General features: G+C 56.5%; 14 protein-coding genes and 1 riboswitch. Of the genes, 6 read left to right on the top strand and 8 right to left on the bottom strand.

Annotated features, from left to right (window positions below; translation table 11 throughout):
* Positions 1 to 434: 434 nt before the first annotated feature.
* Positions 435 to 1,871 (top strand): hemolysin family protein, encoded by a 1,437-nt coding sequence (locus WMO26_RS06255; protein ID WP_349218980.1) that lies wholly within the window; start codon positions 435 to 437, stop codon positions 1,869 to 1,871.
* A 71-nt stretch (positions 1,872 to 1,942) separates the two neighbouring features.
* Here WMO26_RS06255 and WMO26_RS06250 read toward each other — a convergent pair whose 3' ends face one another.
* Entirely contained in the window at positions 1,943 to 2,155 is a 213-nt protein-coding gene (locus WMO26_RS06250; protein ID WP_349218978.1) for a transcriptional regulator, read from the bottom strand.
* Positions 2,156 to 2,375: 220 nt separating this feature from the next.
* Between WMO26_RS06250 and WMO26_RS06245 the strand changes: the two genes are divergently transcribed.
* On the top strand, positions 2,376 to 2,588 hold the full coding sequence (locus WMO26_RS06245; protein WP_349218977.1) for a helix-turn-helix transcriptional regulator: 213 nt from the start codon (positions 2,376 to 2,378) through the stop codon (positions 2,586 to 2,588).
* A 357-nt stretch (positions 2,589 to 2,945) separates the two neighbouring features.
* Positions 2,946 to 3,173, top strand: coding sequence for a helix-turn-helix domain-containing protein (locus tag WMO26_RS06240; RefSeq protein WP_349218975.1), 228 nt, complete (start codon positions 2,946 to 2,948; stop codon positions 3,171 to 3,173).
* A gap of 9 nt (positions 3,174 to 3,182) precedes the next feature.
* On the opposite strand, the gene WMO26_RS06235 is transcribed toward WMO26_RS06240, so the two are convergent.
* The 5 genes from WMO26_RS06235 to WMO26_RS06215 all read right to left on the bottom strand — a co-directional run bounded on the left by WMO26_RS06235 (position 3,183) and on the right by WMO26_RS06215 (position 9,513).
* Positions 3,183 to 4,523, bottom strand: a complete 1,341-nt coding sequence (locus tag WMO26_RS06235) for a GH1 family beta-glucosidase (protein ID WP_349218973.1) — start codon at positions 4,521 to 4,523, stop codon at positions 3,183 to 3,185.
* Positions 4,524 to 4,723: 200 nt separating this feature from the next.
* Complete coding sequence (locus WMO26_RS06230; RefSeq protein ID WP_349218971.1) at positions 4,724 to 6,244, bottom strand: LysM peptidoglycan-binding domain-containing protein; 1,521 nt, start codon at positions 6,242 to 6,244, stop codon at positions 4,724 to 4,726.
* Between the two features lie 25 nt (positions 6,245 to 6,269).
* Positions 6,270 to 6,398: a CD1375 family protein gene (locus WMO26_RS06225; RefSeq protein WP_349218969.1), complete on the bottom strand. Its 129-nt coding sequence runs from the start codon at positions 6,396 to 6,398 to the stop codon at positions 6,270 to 6,272.
* Positions 6,399 to 6,427: 29 nt separating this feature from the next.
* Positions 6,428 to 6,691: a hypothetical protein gene (locus tag WMO26_RS06220; RefSeq protein WP_349218967.1), complete on the bottom strand. Its 264-nt coding sequence runs from the start codon at positions 6,689 to 6,691 to the stop codon at positions 6,428 to 6,430.
* A gap of 53 nt (positions 6,692 to 6,744) precedes the next feature.
* Positions 6,745 to 9,513 (bottom strand): BppU family phage baseplate upper protein, encoded by a 2,769-nt coding sequence (locus WMO26_RS06215; RefSeq protein ID WP_349218966.1) that lies wholly within the window; start codon positions 9,511 to 9,513, stop codon positions 6,745 to 6,747.
* 209 nt (positions 9,514 to 9,722) lie between these two features.
* Between WMO26_RS06215 and WMO26_RS06210 the strand changes: the two genes are divergently transcribed.
* The gene (locus WMO26_RS06210; protein ID WP_349218964.1) at positions 9,723 to 10,250 is read left to right on the top strand and encodes a shikimate kinase; all 528 of its coding nucleotides are present in this window, start codon (positions 9,723 to 9,725) and stop codon (positions 10,248 to 10,250) included.
* A 395-nt stretch (positions 10,251 to 10,645) separates the two neighbouring features.
* Here the strand turns inward: WMO26_RS06210 and trpS are convergent, their stop codons facing one another.
* Both trpS and WMO26_RS06200 read right to left on the bottom strand, forming a co-directional pair.
* Entirely contained in the window at positions 10,646 to 11,656 is a 1,011-nt protein-coding gene (gene trpS, locus WMO26_RS06205) for a tryptophan--tRNA ligase (RefSeq protein ID WP_349218963.1), read from the bottom strand.
* Positions 11,657 to 11,688: 32 nt separating this feature from the next.
* The gene (locus WMO26_RS06200) at positions 11,689 to 12,882 is read right to left on the bottom strand and encodes an aminotransferase-like domain-containing protein (RefSeq protein ID WP_349218962.1); all 1,194 of its coding nucleotides are present in this window, start codon (positions 12,880 to 12,882) and stop codon (positions 11,689 to 11,691) included.
* A 175-nt stretch (positions 12,883 to 13,057) separates the two neighbouring features.
* On the opposite strand from WMO26_RS06200, the gene WMO26_RS06195 reads away from it, so the two are divergent.
* Both WMO26_RS06195 and thiC read left to right on the top strand, forming a co-directional pair.
* A complete protein-coding gene (locus WMO26_RS06195) occupies positions 13,058 to 13,996 on the top strand; it encodes an AEC family transporter (RefSeq protein ID WP_349218960.1) in 939 nt (312 codons plus the stop codon).
* Between the two features lie 47 nt (positions 13,997 to 14,043).
* Positions 14,044 to 14,143: riboswitch (TPP riboswitch) on the top strand.
* Between the two features lie 101 nt (positions 14,144 to 14,244).
* The gene (thiC, locus tag WMO26_RS06190) at positions 14,245 to 15,546 is read left to right on the top strand and encodes a phosphomethylpyrimidine synthase ThiC (protein WP_349218959.1); all 1,302 of its coding nucleotides are present in this window, start codon (positions 14,245 to 14,247) and stop codon (positions 15,544 to 15,546) included.
* The last annotated feature ends 31 nt before the right edge of the window (positions 15,547 to 15,577 follow it).

Raw genomic sequence — 15,577 nt, 5'->3', positions numbered from 1 at the left:
GGCGATTTCGATTACGCGAAGCTGTCCTTATGCCGCTGTTCCGCGCCCGGGCAAAACGGCAAATCCGGTAATCGGAAGGGGCGGAAAAAGACGAAATCTGTCCTTTTCCTCGACCTTAAAAAGTGTAGCATTTTTACAGATACCTGTAAAGCCTAAATATCATTAAATTTATGAATTTTCAGGGGTTCTTTTTTTTACAATGTAACGGAACGAAAAAACAAGCAAAAAGAATCTGGTTTTCGAAAACACCGCCGTCTTCGATAAACCGGCTGAATACGCGGTTTTGCGCCTCTTGACAGAGGCACGGGGTTCTATTATCATGATAGAGAAACGCCTCGGAAGAATCTCTGCCTTTTTCGCCGGTTTTGGCGGGTAAGGCGAGGCCGCAAAGCGAATAAAACAGAAAACGGACCAATTTGGAAAGGGGACTTATCATGGATCCTGACGGCAGTCGAATACTGCTCACCGCTTCCGTCGCCTCCGCGCAAACGGGCGACTGGGGAAGCACACTGCTCCAGCTGCTTATTCTGGTGCTTTTGATCTTCTTTAACGCCTTTTTTGCGGCGTCGGAGATCGCCATCATCACCCTCAACGACAACAAGCTCAAGAAGGACGCGGAAGAGGGCAACAAAAAGGCGGGCATCCTCATGCGGATGACCTCCAACCCCTCCAACTTTCTTGCCACCATCCAGGTGGGCGTAACCCTCTCCGGGTTTCTGGCCTCCGCCGTGGCGGCTACCTCCTTTGCCGAGAAGATCACCGCGGCCCTTGACGGCGTTGTGCCGATCCCAGCCAGCGTCATCTCCGGCATCGCCACCGTGGTCATCACCCTGCTGCTGTCCTTTCTGACGCTGGTGTTCGGCGAGCTGGTCCCGAAGCGCATCGCCATGCAGCGGGCGGAGGGCATCTCTTACAAGGTGGCGGGTATCCTGCGGGGCATTGCGGTGGTGACCAAGCCCTTTATCTGGCTTTTGTCCAAGACCACCAACGGCGTGCTCCGGCTGCTGGGCTTTAACCCCAACGCCGAGGACGAGAGCGTGACCGAGGAGGAAATCCTCATGATGGTGGATGAGGGCGAGGAACGGGGCGTCATCGAGGAAGCCACCAGCGAAATGATTTCCAACGTCTTTGAGTTTGACGACATTACCGCCGGCGAGATCATGACCCACCGCACCGAGATTTCGGCGGTAGACGAGGAGGACTCCATCGGGGATGTGCTCCAGATCGCCATAGAGGAAGGATATTCCCGCATCCCGGTCTACCGGGAGGGGCTGGATAACATCGTGGGCGTGTGCTACGTCAAGGACCTGCTTAAGTATGTAGGCAAGAACCTGCCGGAAAAGCTGCCGCTGACCTCGGTGATGCGCCAGACCCTCTATATCCCGGAGGCGAAAAAGTGCGGGGAGCTGTTGCAGGATTTGCAGCGCTGCAAGGTGCAAATGGCCGTGGTGGTGGACGAATATGGCGGCACCGCGGGCATCGTGACCATGGAGGACCTGCTCGAATCCATTGTGGGCAACATCCAGGACGAATTCGACAATGAGGAAGAGGACGTAGTCAAACTGTCCGACACCACCTTTACCGTGGACGGCACCACCGACATCGACGAGCTGTCCGAGCAGCTTGATGTGGAGCTGCCGGAAGGGGATTACGACACGGTGGGCGGCATGCTTCTGGAAAGCCTCGGCCATATTCCCAAAGCGAATGAGCATCCGGTGGTGCAGATTGCCGGGTATTCCTTTACGGTGGAGAAAATCGAGGAACGGCGCATTGCCAAGGTCCGGGTGGAGAAGCTGCCCGAGCCCAAGGCGGAGGAAACGCCGCCCCAAGAGGAAAAGCAGGACCGCAAGGGACGAAAAACCGAAGAGTAAATAGAAAGAGCCGCGAAGCAGATACTTCGCGGCTCTTTTTGTTTCTTTCAAGACCGGCAAGAAGATGGGATTCAAAGTTTCTTGCCGGTCTCTTTATCCGTAAATACAACATCATACTCGTAATTCAAGACCTCGGCTATTTTTTTCAGGTCTTTTTCAGTAAAATTATCGCGCCTCATTTTATCGCTCATCGTTGACAAATGTTTATCTAATAATTTTGATAAATCCGTAAGCGTCATATCCCGCTCAACCAAGAGAATTTTTATTTTCTTAGCCGCAGACAAAAAACCACCTCATTTCCCTTGTCATTATACGGTTTTTTGCGAAGGCAATCAAATAAAAAGCGTATAATATTTGGGAAAAAGCGAATTTGCTTATTGATAAAATACGTGAATAGACGTATAATTTTTGAATAAATAAATATTTATTTCGTATATTTACGTATAGAAGAAGAGGCGTAAACTTTTTGTGAACAAAGCAAAGAAGATTGGAGTGTGAAAGAGAATGGGGTTTCAATTACTTGAGGCAAGGGAAGAGGCGGGATTCAGCCAGGAAAAGGTGGCAAAGGCCATCGGCGTAACGTTGCGGACCTACCGGCGTTATGAGGAAAAAGGGGCCAATTCCATGCGGCTGCCTGTGCTTGTGAAGCTTGTGGATTTGTATGGGTGCACGGTGGATTGGATGACCGGACGCACTGAGAAACGGGATCTTCGATGATCCCAAGGATGTTCATTTCTTTTGCGCTGCTAAAAGAAACGAACCAAAGAAAAGGCAGTTCAAGGGGGAAAAAGACGCTAGGAACGGGGACACTTGTTTTTCCCCCTTGAAAATTCCCCTCTGATCGGAGGAGGGCAAGGGGGAAAGAATAAGTGTTGGCGAAATATGCTCACAAATTGCAGGCAAACATGCAATATCCATAGAAAAGCCTGGAGCGAGGACCTTTTGCCCCACGCTTCCCGCTTTTTTTGCATTTCGCACCGGATTTGATACCGGTTCCGGTTATAGATTCCGACGGGAAAATGCGGTATCCTGCTTTCGGAAGGCTTCCAGAATAACTGGAAAGGAGGCACACCTTTGCACGAAAGAATCCGGCAGCTTCGGGAAGAACAAGGCCTCAGCCAAAGCCAGGTGGCCGGGCGCATTTTGGTAGGGGTTCGCACCTATGTCCGCTACGAATCCGGAGAAGGAAAAATCCCCTTGCGGGTGGTGGTGCGCTTGGCGGAGCTTTATGGGGTGAGCGTGGATTACCTGGCGGGATTGACACAAGAGCGTCAGCCGCATTCGAGGAAGAACAACAGATAGTAGTATCCGCTACAGAATTTCCCCATTGGATTCAATGACCTTCCGGTAATACGTCCCGGAATCCTTTAAAATCCGCTCCTGGGTGTCGAAATTCACATACGCCAGGCCGAACCGTTTGCCGTAGCCCTGGGCCCATTCAAAATTGTCCATCAGCGCCCAGTGGAAATACCCCAGCACGGGAACGCCTTCGTCCGCCGCCCGGCGCAGGGCCTTCAGATAGGAGGAAAGCTGCTCGATGCGGTAGGCGTCGTGAACCTTCCCGTCCGCGCTGACCAGGTCGTTGCCGGAATAGCCGTTTTCCGTTACCAGGATGGGCAGGCCGTACCGCTCGTACATAAACTTGGCCGCGTAATAGAAGGCCCTGGGCTGCAAGGGCCAGTCGTAGGTGCTACGGGGCGCATTGTCGGAAAAAACCGGGTCGCCCTGGGTCCCGTCCGGCGCCACAGGGATGCCGGTGTAATGGTTCATGCCGAAGAAGTCCAGCGGCTGGGAGATGAGGGCCATGTCGTTCTGGCCGATGACCGGCATGTCGGGCCCCGCGGCCGCCACGGCCGCGGCGGGATACCGGCCCAGGTACACCGCCTCCGTCCACCAGGGGAAGGAAGTAACGGTGGGCTCGTTGAGCTCAAAGCATCGCTTGCGGGCCAGTTCCACGTTCTCCGGCTCGTCGGTGATGGGGTATTTGAGCCAATTAGTGGCCGCAAAGCCGCAGGCTGCCCCAGGGCAGTTGGCTCGGACGGCCTGCACCGCCTTACCGTGGCCCAACAGGGCGTTGTGGGCCATTTGCAGATAGTCCCGCCGATGAACCCGGTAAAACGGGGCCAGATCTCCCGATTCAAACGCACCCACAAAGCATTCCGGCTCGTTGATGGTGATAAAATGCTTCACCCGGTCGCCGTAGCGGCGGGTGATGCGGTCGGCATAGGCGGCAAACCAGTCGGACGAATCCGGGTTCATCCATCCGCCCTTTTGGTAGAGGGCGTAAGGATAGTCCCAGTGAAACAGGGTCAGGTAGGGCTCGATCCCCGCCTCCAGCAGGGCGTCCAGCAGCCGGTCGTAAAAGTCCAGGCCCTTTTGGTTGACTTCCCCCGTCCCCTGGGGGAGTACCCGGGGCCAGGAGATGGAATAACGGTAAGCGGTAAGCCCCATGCGCTTCATCAGCGCCACATCTTCTTGAAAACGGTGGTAGTGGTCGCAGGCGGTGTCGGCGTTCTGGCCGCGGTAGACGGCGCCGGGGTAACGGGCATACACATCCCAGAGAGACGGGGCCTTTCCGTCCTCATAGGCGGCCCCTTCGATCTGAATAGCGGCGCTGGCCGCACCCCAGACAAAATCCTTGCAAAAACCCATAGCAATACGCTCCTTTTACCCTGCCGGAATCGGCAGGCTGCGGTATAAAAGTGGGGAGTTATGATATGTGTTTAGTATAAGCGCACTAAGATGCAGTTGCAAGGGGGAGCGGGGAAAAACGAGGAAGGCGGCGCGCAGAGCCTATGCTTTGCGCGCCGCCTTCGGTAGGAGAGAAGAGGAGAAATGCGAAATAGGAATGCTTATTGCATGCCTGATAGGAGGCTTGTAATCTTATCAATGAGGGTTTTGAGCTTGTTTTCCGCGGCTTCCCGGGCCGTCTTTTCCGACTGGTACAGGGCCTGGTAATCGGTGTCCACCTCGTCGGGGGCATCCTCCGTTTTCACCGCGTAGGAGGTGGCCACCTGGGCCGTACCGCCGGGAACCTTGAGCACCTGCCCGGCGTAGATGATATAGGGCGGGGCGATGGAATTGGCCACGGCAAGCTCGCTCCAGCTCACACCCAGCCGGTTGCCGATGCTGTAAAGAGAATCTCCCTTCTGCACGGTGTAGGTGTCGGGCGTCTGGGAGGCGTCGGGGGTGTCGTCTGCGCCGCCCGGGAGCTTGAGCACCTGTCCGGTGTAAATGATATAGGGAGAAGAGATGCCGTTTAAAGCGGCGATATCTCGCCAGTTAAGCCCTAGCTTCGCGCCGATTTTCGAGAGGCTGTCGCCGGTCTGTACGGTGTAGGTGGAGTCGGAGGGAGTGGGGGCAGGCGTGGGCGTACCGCCGGAGGAAGCGCCCGGGAGCTTGAGCACCTGTCCGGTGTAAATGATATAGGGGGAAGAGATGCCGTTTAAGGCAGCGATTTCCCGCCAGTCGAGGCCCAGCTTCGCGCCAATGGCGGAGAGGCTGTCGCCGGTCTGCACGGTGTAGGTGTCCCCGGAGGGGGTGGGGTCGGGCGTAGGGGTTTCCCCGCCGGAGGAGGAGCCCGGGAGCTTGAGCACCTGTCCGGTGTAGATGACATAGGGAGAGGTGATGCCGTTTAAGGCGGCGATTTCCCGCCAGTCAAGCCCCAGCTTCGCGCCGATGGCGGAGAGGCTGTCACCGGTCTCAACGGTATAGGTGTCCCCGGAAGGGGTGGGGTCGGGCGCAGGGGTTTCCCCGCCGGAGGAGCCGAGCCCATAGTACCGGGCGAGTACCTCCACTTCCGCCTTGGCCATTTTGCGCAGATCGTCGTCGTTAATCAAAAAGGCGCTGTCAAGCTCATTGGTGTGAAACCCGTGCTCGACGATAATGGCCGCCTTACAGGAGGTGGCCACCGCCGAACGAATTACACCGTAGTAATCGAGCATTCCGGGCTGTGGTTCGGAGTAAGTGCGCCCGGTCTGGTAGTCCCGGTAGAAGGTACCGCGGAAGTTGTTGCCCATGGCGGCGGCGATGGCCGCGCCCAGCTGGTTGCACAAAGCCTCCGCTGGCTTGCGGTTGCTGCCGTAGATATCCACCCCTCTGGCGGCACTCCAGTTGCCGGAGCTGTCGGCGGCGTTGGAATGGTCGGAATAAAACAGGTCGCAGCCCGCCGCCATTTTTCCCCGTGCGTCCAGGGACGGGTCGTCGGTGATGGTTTTGCGGGTGAGGATTACTTCCACGTCCGAATATTTTTCCAATTCCTCTTTTTGGTACTGGGCGAGCTTATACATCTGCGTCCCCTCATAATAGCCGGGGCGCTGGGGATAGGGATTGCCATACTCGCCGTGACCAGGGTCGATGCAGATTCGAAACATAGATTTGTCCTCCTAGATTGGCTTGTTATTGGACGGTCAGATGTTCACAGCCGGCTTCCACCAGAATCTGCCGGACCGCGTCTTTAAGGGTGTCCGGCACGTCTGCGAAGGTCTTGACCCCCTTGATGATGAGGGTGGCATAGATCATACTCATATTCTTATTCATCCTTTCCTTCACTTATTTCAAATCATTTCATAAAGCTCTGTCAGAGCCAGCATGGTGTTGACGCTTTCGATTTCCAATGCGCTCACCCGTTCCTCGATGCGCTTGGGTTCCCGGTAATCCGGGTCGACGCTCGTCTGGGCCAAAGCGGTGAGGGTTTCCAGCTCCTCGTCGCTTAGAAGGTTTTGCACCCACAGAACATGAAGTTTTTCGAGCATCTGCGTTAAGGAATACTGGCCCCGTGTGACTACCTGGGTCAAAATTTTGACAAATGCGTCCGTCATGATGCATCTCCTTATACGATTTTTAATAGAATCTTTCCGGCTTTTTCAGTCCGTTACCATTGCGCGTTCACCGCCTGCTCCTCCAACACTTCGATTCGGCTGAGCAGGGAGGCAATGGTTTTATCCGCATCCTTGTGATAGGAAAGGGAAAGCTCTGGGTGAGGCGTCGCGGCTGTGGATAAAACCGTGCCGGTCCCCTTCGGAGCAATGGAAAGAAGTAAAGCCCTCGTTTTGTTGTCCACCTGTTCGAGCTGCGGCTGGACAAGAGGATAGTAGAGGGTAAGGGGTGTCCCTGCCGCAGCTTTTGCGCGAAACCACGTCCGGAATTTCTCCAGGTAAGCGCTTCTCTCTTCGCCGGTCACAATCCCGGTTTCGCTGTTTAATAGGGTGACGGCGATTACCGTAGATGTCCAGCAGTAGCTCAGGGCGGTGTCGTATCCGTTGGAACGCCAGGGGAGAAGATTGCATAGCAGCCGGCCGTTTGCCGCCAGATTGTTTCCCGTCATATACACATAATTGGATTCGTCTCTAGCGCTGTCCAGGTCTGCAAATATGGTTTCTTCGCCGTTCATTACGATCCGTCCCACCCGGCGTAGCACAAAAACGGTGTTCTGTACATAGTCGACCACCAGCTGGTCCTGCGCCGTGAAACCTCCTGTGCCGTCGGGAATTCCGTAAAGGGACAGGGGAATTTCCCGCGTTTGCCCATCCACAAGCAGGGGAATCGATCCGCCGTCCCCGGCGAAAGAGATGGTTCCAGGAACGGAATTCTGCTGACAGATTCCAAATAGCTTCAGGGAAGAAAACCGGGTGCCGCTCTGCAAATCGCTGACCGAAAGCTCCGTACCTTCGGCAAGGCCGGTGAGGGCGTTCGCGTAGCGGTCAGCGGCGCTCTCTTTTGCAAGGGCGACGGTGTGGTCCAGGGTGCGCTGATGGAGAAACGAGACCTGTAAAGAGGATAAGCCGGTTTCCTCCTGTACCGGCAGGCCGGTCAGAGTAATGCGGTTTGTCATGTTTGGCGTGATCGGAAGGGAACTGCTTTCCAAAGCCGACGCCACCGGTGTTTGGTAGCCGTAAACGATGCGAACGTTGTTTTGCTGCAAGGCGGCGATGAAATTGGCGCTGGTTACCTGTGCCACCGTTTCCACCCCCACAAAGGACAGCGGAACCCGTACCCGGATTTTTTTGGCCTTTTCAATGCAAATCCCGGTTTTGCGCACGCCGCTGGAATAGATGACATACCGGGTGGCGTAGGAATCAAAATGGGAGCAGAGGATGCGAAGGGCCTGTTCGTTGACCGCTTCCTGTCCCCAGGAAAGCCCCGGGGGGAGCCAGGGGTCGGGAAGCGGGGTGGACAGTTCCATGCACACGCCGCTTTCCGCAGAGGAATAGCTGCCGAGTATCGACCATGTCCCAGGCATCGCCGCCAGAGACAGGATTTCCGAGGTGCCGCGGTAGAGCGTGCCGTCCGCAATCCGGTCCCATTCTCCCAGTGCGGGAAGCAAAACGGACGTTTCCCCTACCGTCAGGGAAGGCTGGGCGTGGCTGAGCAGATGGCTGGACGGGTCACACAAGGTGCTCCCCACCGCTTGCACAATCGAAGCGCTTTGCACCGTTTTTTCCGTCACATAGTCGTATCCCACCGGCAAATAGCAGGTTTCCTCGCTTAGGACCTTCGAGAAATCTCCCGCCTGTATTTTTTCCTCCAATGCGTCGTTGGTCACATAGCCGTCCAATTGGGGAATGACCGACGGGGAAAGGGTACCGTCTCCCCGAAGCAGGGGAGCGCTTCCCGCTGAATCCAGGCTCCCGTAGGTGACCAGCCGGTCAAAGGGAAGAACTGCGTCCGGAAGCTTTCCGTCCGCGTTGAGCTTTGGCGGATTGCCCGGCGTTCCCAGCGCGCTGCGAGAGAGATAGTCGTTTTCCGGCAGCAGGTCGCTGGAAAGCTTCCCATCCGCTCCCAAAGCCGGAGGACTGCCCGGTTTGTTGACGTCGGCTTTTTTCACGTAACCGGAAAGAGGGAGAACAGCTTCGGAAAGCAACCCATTGGAACCAAGAGCAGGCGGGTTGCCCGGCGTTCCCAGCGCCGCGTAGGAAAGATACCCTTCCAGAGGAAGGACGGAAAGAGAAAGCAGACCGTTTTGCTGCAAGGAAGGGGGATTCCCCGCTGTATCCAGCTCTGCTTTTTTGAGATATCCGGAAAGGGGAAGCACCGACTCGTCAAGTATTCCGTCCTCGTCAAGCGCAGGCGGATTGCCCGGCTGGTTAAGATGGTCGGCGCGAAGGTATCCGGTCAGCTCCTGTGCGCCGGTGATGGCCAGGTCCACATTTCCGTTTTCATCCGGGCCGTGCGGTTCCCCGCCGTTGACGCTCATGGTGAAAATCTGCGCGTTATACTGCTGGGCCCGTGCCAGGGCTTCGAGCATGGCGGGAAACTCATCCTGGCTTTCGATGGCCGCGTCGTCCCGCAAAAGGGGAAGCACCGCAATGCGCATAGGATTGGTAGAGAGCACCGTGTCGTCCGGCCCGGTTAAAGTCAGCTCACACTCGCAGATTCCCGCCACCGCAAGGAGGCTGGAAGAGAGAACCACCTGCGCCTCGCCTGCGGCGGCATCGGAAATGGAGACAGACGCAAATTCCTTTGTCTTGTCCGGTTTTACCGCATATAATGTGACCAAATGATCGGTGAGGTCGATGGGCTTGTCGTCCCGGCCGCGAAAACACAAGCGCAGGAGCCTGGAGCCGGCGTCTCCCTGTTTTACAGCGACGTCGGGCAGGACGGCCCCAATTTGGACCGGAATCACAATGATATCCTTTGCCATGGATCGTCCTCCTGAACTAAAATTTCAAACATAAGTTCGTATTTATTATAGTCTCTGGGGGACGTATGCGGGTGCATGTTCTGTGCATTCTTTGGTTGCATTGGACAGGATATGCAGGTATCATAGAGTTGGTACCACATCTTATGGATTTGGGCGAAAAAATATGCCTGTCCAAAAACGGACAGGCGTCGTAGTCAGGAGAGAGGCGGATGAAACAGGTAGTCGTGCTGTGCGGCTTCATGGGCTGCGGCAAAACCACGGTAGGGCGGGCCTTGTCCCGGCTTACCGGCTATGCATACCGGGATTTGGACGAATGGATTGAACAAAAAGCGGGAAAAACCGTGGCGGACATGTTTGAGCAGGACGGGGAAGCGCATTTTAGGGCATTGGAGCGGGAAGCAGTCCGGGCCTGCGCAGAGGAACCCGCCCTGATTGCGGCGGCGGGCGGCGGAGCCCTGACTTTTGGCGAGAACGTCCAGGTGCTTCGAAAGGCCGGCTCCCGCATTGTTTTGCTGGACGTGCCGCTTGGGGAAATTGCCCGGAGACTCCAGGGGGATAAGACCCGTCCCCTTCTCAACCGCCTGGATAAGGAGACCGCCATGAAAGAGCTCTATGAAGCCCGCCTTCCTCTTTACCGCGAAGCGGCGGACTTTACGGTAGACGCGAACCGGCCTGCTGAACAGGTTGCCCGGGAGATTGCCGTGGAGCTGGGCCTGCCTCTTCCTTCTTCTCAATAGACATAGACGCGGTTTTGGGTCATATGGCGGTGTAAACGGTTCTGCGCCGCTATTTTACCGCAAACGAAAGCCAGCGCCTATCAAGCGCTGGCTCCCTGCAGAGCCTTATAGGCGGTTTTTATGCGTTTTGAATGGCTGCGATGTGAGGGAAACAAACGTGCCTGTGAACACGGCACGGAACCCCCGTTATGGTCTGCTGGAACCAAAACGCAGCAGTCGGTTAAGGGGATCGAACCATTCAAAATAGCAAACCGTGTTTGATAATGCAACAAAAAGAGGCGGGGGGCCCCCGCGCCTCGACCCGAGCCGCCTCTTTTTGTTCCTCGTGTTTCAATAATGAGCAATCGCCGCATGGTTTATGAAACCGGCTGTTCAGAAACCGGTATGCCCAAGCTCTACCGCTTGACAAAGCCGATGCGCTTTTGCACCTTGAGCAGAGTCCTCTCCGCCAGGTAAGACGCCTGCTTCGCGCCTTCCTTCCAACAGTCCTCCAAATAGGCCTTATCCGCCATCAGCTGGTCGAACCTTTCCCGAACCGGGCGCAGCTCTTCCACCACCGCTTCGCCCACGGCCGTCTTAAAGTCGCCGTAGCCCTTGCCGTCAAACTCCGCTTCAATGGCCCCGTAGTCCTTACCGGTCACCGCCGAGTAAATGCCCATCAGGTTATTGATGCCGTCCTTGCCCTCGGCGTAGCGGACCTGGGCCTCAGAATCGGTCACCGCCCGCTTAAACTTGCGCAGGATATCCTCGGGTTTATCGAGAATCGCCACATAGGCGTTCACATTTTCGTCCGACTTGGACATTTTCCTAGTCGGCTCCTGCAAAGACATGACTCTCGCCCCGATTTTCGGAATATAGGGCTCGGGAACCGTGAAGGTGTCCCCATAAAGCCCGTTAAAACGAGCCGCAATGTCCCTGGAAAGCTCTAGATGCTGCTTCTGGTCTGCCCCTACCGGCACCACATCCGCCTGGTAAAGCAGAATGTCCGCCGCCATCAGAACTGGGTAGGTGAAAAGCCCCGCGTTTACATTGTCCGCATGCCTCGCGGATTTGTCCTTAAACTGGGTCATGCGGGAAAGCTCGCCGAACTGGGTGTAACAGCTTAACAGCCACGAAAGCTCCGCGTGGGCGGGCACCTGGCTTTGGATAAACAGCAGGCTTTTCTGCGGGTCGATGCCGCATGCGAGCAAAATCGCATAGGTGCGGATAATCTGCTGGCGGAACTTCGCCGGGTCCTGCCGTACGGTAATGGCGTGCAGATCCACCACCGAGTAAATCCCCCGGTATTCATCCTGCAGCGCCACCCAGTTTTTCAGCGCCCCCAGGTAATTGCCCAGCGTCAGGCTGCCGCTGGGCTGGATGCCGGAGAACAGAATCGGTTTCTTTTGTGTCGTCGTCGGTTCCATAACGCAATCTCCCTCTCGTCTTACGGTTTGCCTTACGCCTCAAAGTCCGCAAAGCACTTGCCCAAAAGCTCCATCCCCTTGACCATCTGCTCGTTGGTGGGGGTGGAGAAATTCAGCCGCACCGCGTTGCACGGCTGGCTTTCGTCGGTCAAAAAGGCGTTGCCGGGCACCACTGCCACCTTGTACCGCTCCACCGCCCGCTTCGCGAACGCGGGCATGTCGATGGAGTCGGGCAGCTGGCACCACAAGAACAACCCGCCCTGGGGCCGCACGAAACGGATCGAGTCGGGCAGATGCCGTTCCATCAGCTCAATCATCAGGTTGCACTTGCCCCGGTAAATGCCGCGGTTTCGCTCCAGATGGGCCTCGAACCCGCCGCCGGTCATAAACCGGTCGATCACCATCTGGGCCCAGATGGTGGTATGTACGTCGGACACCTGCTTGCACACGATGATCTTCTGCATGACCTCTGTAGGCGCAATGGCGTAACCTACCCGCATACCCGAGGAAATCACCTTTGAAAAGCTGCCCGCGTAAATGACGATCCCGTCCTCGTCCATCGACTTAATGTTGGGAAGCGGCTCGCCCGCGAACCGGACCTCCCCGTAAGGATTGTCTTCCAGGATCATCACGCCATACTGCTTGGCGAGCGCGTACACCGCCTTGCGTTTTGCAAGGGACATGGTCACCCCTGAGGGATTCTGGAAGTTTGGGATCACATAAAGGAACTTGGCCTTTTTCTCTTCCTTGAGGGCCGTTTCCAGCGCTTCCAGGTTGATGCCGTCGTTGTCCACCGGGATGCCCCGCAGGTTTACCCCATAGGAACGGAAGGCGTTGAGGGAACCGATGAAGCTGGGCGCCTCGCAGAGAATGGTGTCCCCTTCGTTGCACAAGGACTTGGTGGTCAGCTCCATCACCTGCTGAGCGCCGGTGGTGATGATCAGCTCGTCAAAATCCTTCACGCTGTCGTACTTTTCCGACATGTACTTCTTCAGCGTATTGCGCAGCGGCGTATACCCTTCCGTAATGCTGTACTGAAGGGCTTCGATGGGATGATGCTCAAAAATATCGGCGGAAATGGCCCGGATGGCTTCCACCGGGAAGGCCTCCGGCGCGGGATTTCCGGCCGCGAAGGAAATCACCTCTGGATCGGAGGTGAACTTGAGGATTTCACGGATGGCCGACGGCTGTAGCGCCATCACCCGGTCAGCAAAGGAATACGTCATAATGATTCGCCTCTCCTATCAATTTGTTCCTTATTTTATCACAACTGCCTGCCAAAGCAAAGCGTTTTTCGCACCCGCTTCCCCTTTTGGGGAAAAGAATGCTATAATAAAGCGTAAGCGCCCCGCGCCGGGCTGCTTTTTTATTCGAAAATATAACAAGGACGGGCTGCCTCTTATGGAAAACCTCATTGTATCCGCGAGCGTCGTGCTGCCGCTCTTCTTCATGATCGTGCTGGGGTATTTTGTCAAGCGCATCCGCATGGTGGACGATCCTTCCCTCAAGGTGATGAACAATCTCGCCTTCCGCGTGTTCCTCCCAGTCCTGCTTTTTTATAACATCTATAAAACCGACGTGAGCACCGCCTTAAACTACAAGCTCATGACCTTTGCCGCCGTCAGCGTGACGGCGTCCTTCCTGGTCCTTCTCCTCCTCATCCCCCGCATCGAGAAGGCAAACCCCCGCCGGGGCGTGCTCATCCAGGGCATCTTCCGCAGCAACTTCATCATTTTCGGCCTGCCGGTCACCGAGTCTCTCTTCGGCCCCGGCGCCGCAGGCACCGCGTCTCTCCTCATCGCCGTCATCATCCCTTTGTTCAATGCCCTCTCGGTGGTGGCGCTGGAGCTCTTCCGCGGCGGCAAAATGAACCCCAAGAAGATTCTCAAGGGCATTGTGACAAACCCCTTGATTCTTGCCTCCGCCCTGGGGGTGCTCGCCATGGTCACCGGCTTTCGTTTTCCGGCGGTGCTCGAGGAAGTGGTGGCAGACGTGGGCGGCATCGCCACCCCTCTGGCCCTGATCATCCTGGGCGCGTCCTTCTCCTTTTCCGCCGTCAAAGGCTATGGAAAACAGCTTTTGCTGGGCCTGGGCGGCCGATTGGTGCTGATCCCAACCATTTTTCTGCCCATCGGCGTCGCCCTGGGCTTTCGCGGGCCGGAGCTGGCTGTGCTCATCGCCTTATTCGCTTCGCCCACCGCCGTCTCCTCCTTTACCATGGCCCAGCAGATGGACGGGGACTCCCAGCTGGCCGGGCAACTGGTGGTGTTCGGCTCGCTTTTCTCCATCTTGACCATCTTTTTGTGGGTGTTTTCGTTTAAGCAGCTTGGCCTTTTGTAAATACGCTTTGACAAGTTAGGTCGAATGGGATAGAATAGAGAAACAAATAAGGAAAACCGGGGAGCGTATCGCTGAGATTGGAGCAATCCTAAACCCGTTAAACCTGATACGGATAATGCCGTCGTAGGGAGTTGCTAAAGCCATACCAAAGCGTATGCGGCCGTATCCATAACAGGGTACGGCCGCTTTTGTTTTCCGGCCAAAAAGAATACCCCGCCCAAAGCGGGAAGGCAACTAGGAGGAGCCAAATGAACTATACCACGCAAATGGACGCGGCCCGCAAAGGAATCGTTACAAAGGAACTGCAGGCGGTGGCCGAAAAGGAGCATATGGCAGTCGAGAAGCTCATGGAGCTGGTAGCCGGCGGCAAGGTCGCCATCCCGGCCAATAAGAACCATACCTGCCTTGACCCCAACGGCATCGGCAACGCCCTGAAAACCAAAATCAACGTAAACCTGGGTACCTCGAAGGACTGCCTGAACATGGATGCAGAGCTTGAGAAGGTCCACGCCGCTGAGGCCATGGGCGCCGAAGCCATTATGGACCTAAGCTCCTTCGGGGATACCCGTACCTTCCGCCGTAAGCTCACCGCCGAGTGCAAGGCCACCCTGGGCACTGTGCCCATCTACGACGCCATTGTCTACTACAATAAGCCGTTAAACGAAATCACTTCCCAGGAATGGCTGGATGTGGCCCGCATGCACGCCGAGGACGGGGTGGACTTCATGACCATCCACTGCGGCATCAACAAAAGCACCGCCGCGCGCTTTCAGAAAGCCGGCCGCTTGACCAACATCGTCTCCCGCGGCGGTTCCCTCATCTTCTCCTGGATGGCTATGACCGGCAATGAAAACCCCTTCTACGAGCATTTTGATGAGCTTTTGGACATCTGCCGTGAGCACGATGTAACCCTGAGCCTGGGCGACGCCTGCCGTCCCGGCTGCATCGAGGACGCAAGCGACATCTGCCAGCTCGAGGAGCTGATGGTCCTGGGCGAGCTGACCCAGCGCGCCTGGGATAAGGACGTGCAGGTCATCATCGAAGGCCCGGGTCACATGCCCCTTGACCAGATTGAAGCAAACGTACGCATTCAGCAGAGCGTCTGCAAGGGCGCGCCCTTCTATGTGCTCGGCCCGTTGGTGACCGACGTGGCCCCGGGTTATGACCATATTACCTCCGCCATCGGCGGCGCCATCGCCGCTACCTACGGCGTGTCGTTTTTGTGCTACGTCACTCCCGCCGAGCACCTGCGCCTGCCTACCCTGGAGGACATGAAGGAGGGCATCATCGCCGCGAAGATCGCCGCCCACGCGGCGGACATCGCCAAAGGCATCCCCGGCGCGAAGGACTGGGACAAGGCCATGAGCACCGCAAGAAAGGAGCTCGACTGGGAGAAGATGTTCCAGCTTGCCATCGACCCCGAAAAGGCCCGCCGCTACCGGGAGGAATCCACCCCCGAACATGCGGACACCTGCACCATGTGCGGCAAGATGTGCGCCGTGCGCAATATGAATAAGATTTTGAACGGCGAGTTTGTAGACGTGATTTAAAGGAATGGAAAAGAAGGGGGGGGGGGGGGGG

Source organism: Solibaculum intestinale, assembly GCF_040096205.1.
GTDB classification, from domain to species: domain Bacteria; phylum Bacillota; class Clostridia; order Oscillospirales; family Acutalibacteraceae; genus Solibaculum_A; species Solibaculum_A intestinale.
This window is presented reverse-complemented; position numbering and strand designations above follow the sequence as displayed.

Bases quoted from the DNA above. Each gene is read 5' to 3' on its own strand.
- WMO26_RS06255 (WP_349218980.1), top strand. From the start codon at position 435: ATGGATCCTGACGGCAGTCGAATACTGCTCACCGCTTCCGTCGCCTCC.
- WMO26_RS06245 (WP_349218977.1), top strand. From the start codon at position 2,376: ATGGGGTTTCAATTACTTGAGGCAAGGGAAGAGGCGGGATTCAGCCAG.
- WMO26_RS06235 (WP_349218973.1), bottom strand. From the start codon at position 4,523: ATGGGTTTTTGCAAGGATTTTGTCTGGGGTGCGGCCAGCGCCGCTATT.
- WMO26_RS06230 (WP_349218971.1), bottom strand. From the start codon at position 6,244: ATGTTTCGAATCTGCATCGACCCTGGTCACGGCGAGTATGGCAATCCC.
- WMO26_RS06225 (WP_349218969.1), bottom strand. From the start codon at position 6,398: ATGAGTATGATCTATGCCACCCTCATCATCAAGGGGGTCAAGACCTTC.
- WMO26_RS06220 (WP_349218967.1), bottom strand. From the start codon at position 6,691: ATGACGGACGCATTTGTCAAAATTTTGACCCAGGTAGTCACACGGGGC.
- WMO26_RS06215 (WP_349218966.1), bottom strand. From the start codon at position 9,513: ATGGCAAAGGATATCATTGTGATTCCGGTCCAAATTGGGGCCGTCCTG.
- WMO26_RS06210 (WP_349218964.1), top strand. From the start codon at position 9,723: ATGAAACAGGTAGTCGTGCTGTGCGGCTTCATGGGCTGCGGCAAAACC.
- trpS (WP_349218963.1), bottom strand. From the start codon at position 11,656: ATGGAACCGACGACGACACAAAAGAAACCGATTCTGTTCTCCGGCATC.
- WMO26_RS06200 (WP_349218962.1), bottom strand. From the start codon at position 12,882: ATGACGTATTCCTTTGCTGACCGGGTGATGGCGCTACAGCCGTCGGCC.
- WMO26_RS06195 (WP_349218960.1), top strand. From the start codon at position 13,058: ATGGAAAACCTCATTGTATCCGCGAGCGTCGTGCTGCCGCTCTTCTTC.
- thiC (WP_349218959.1), top strand. From the start codon at position 14,245: ATGAACTATACCACGCAAATGGACGCGGCCCGCAAAGGAATCGTTACA.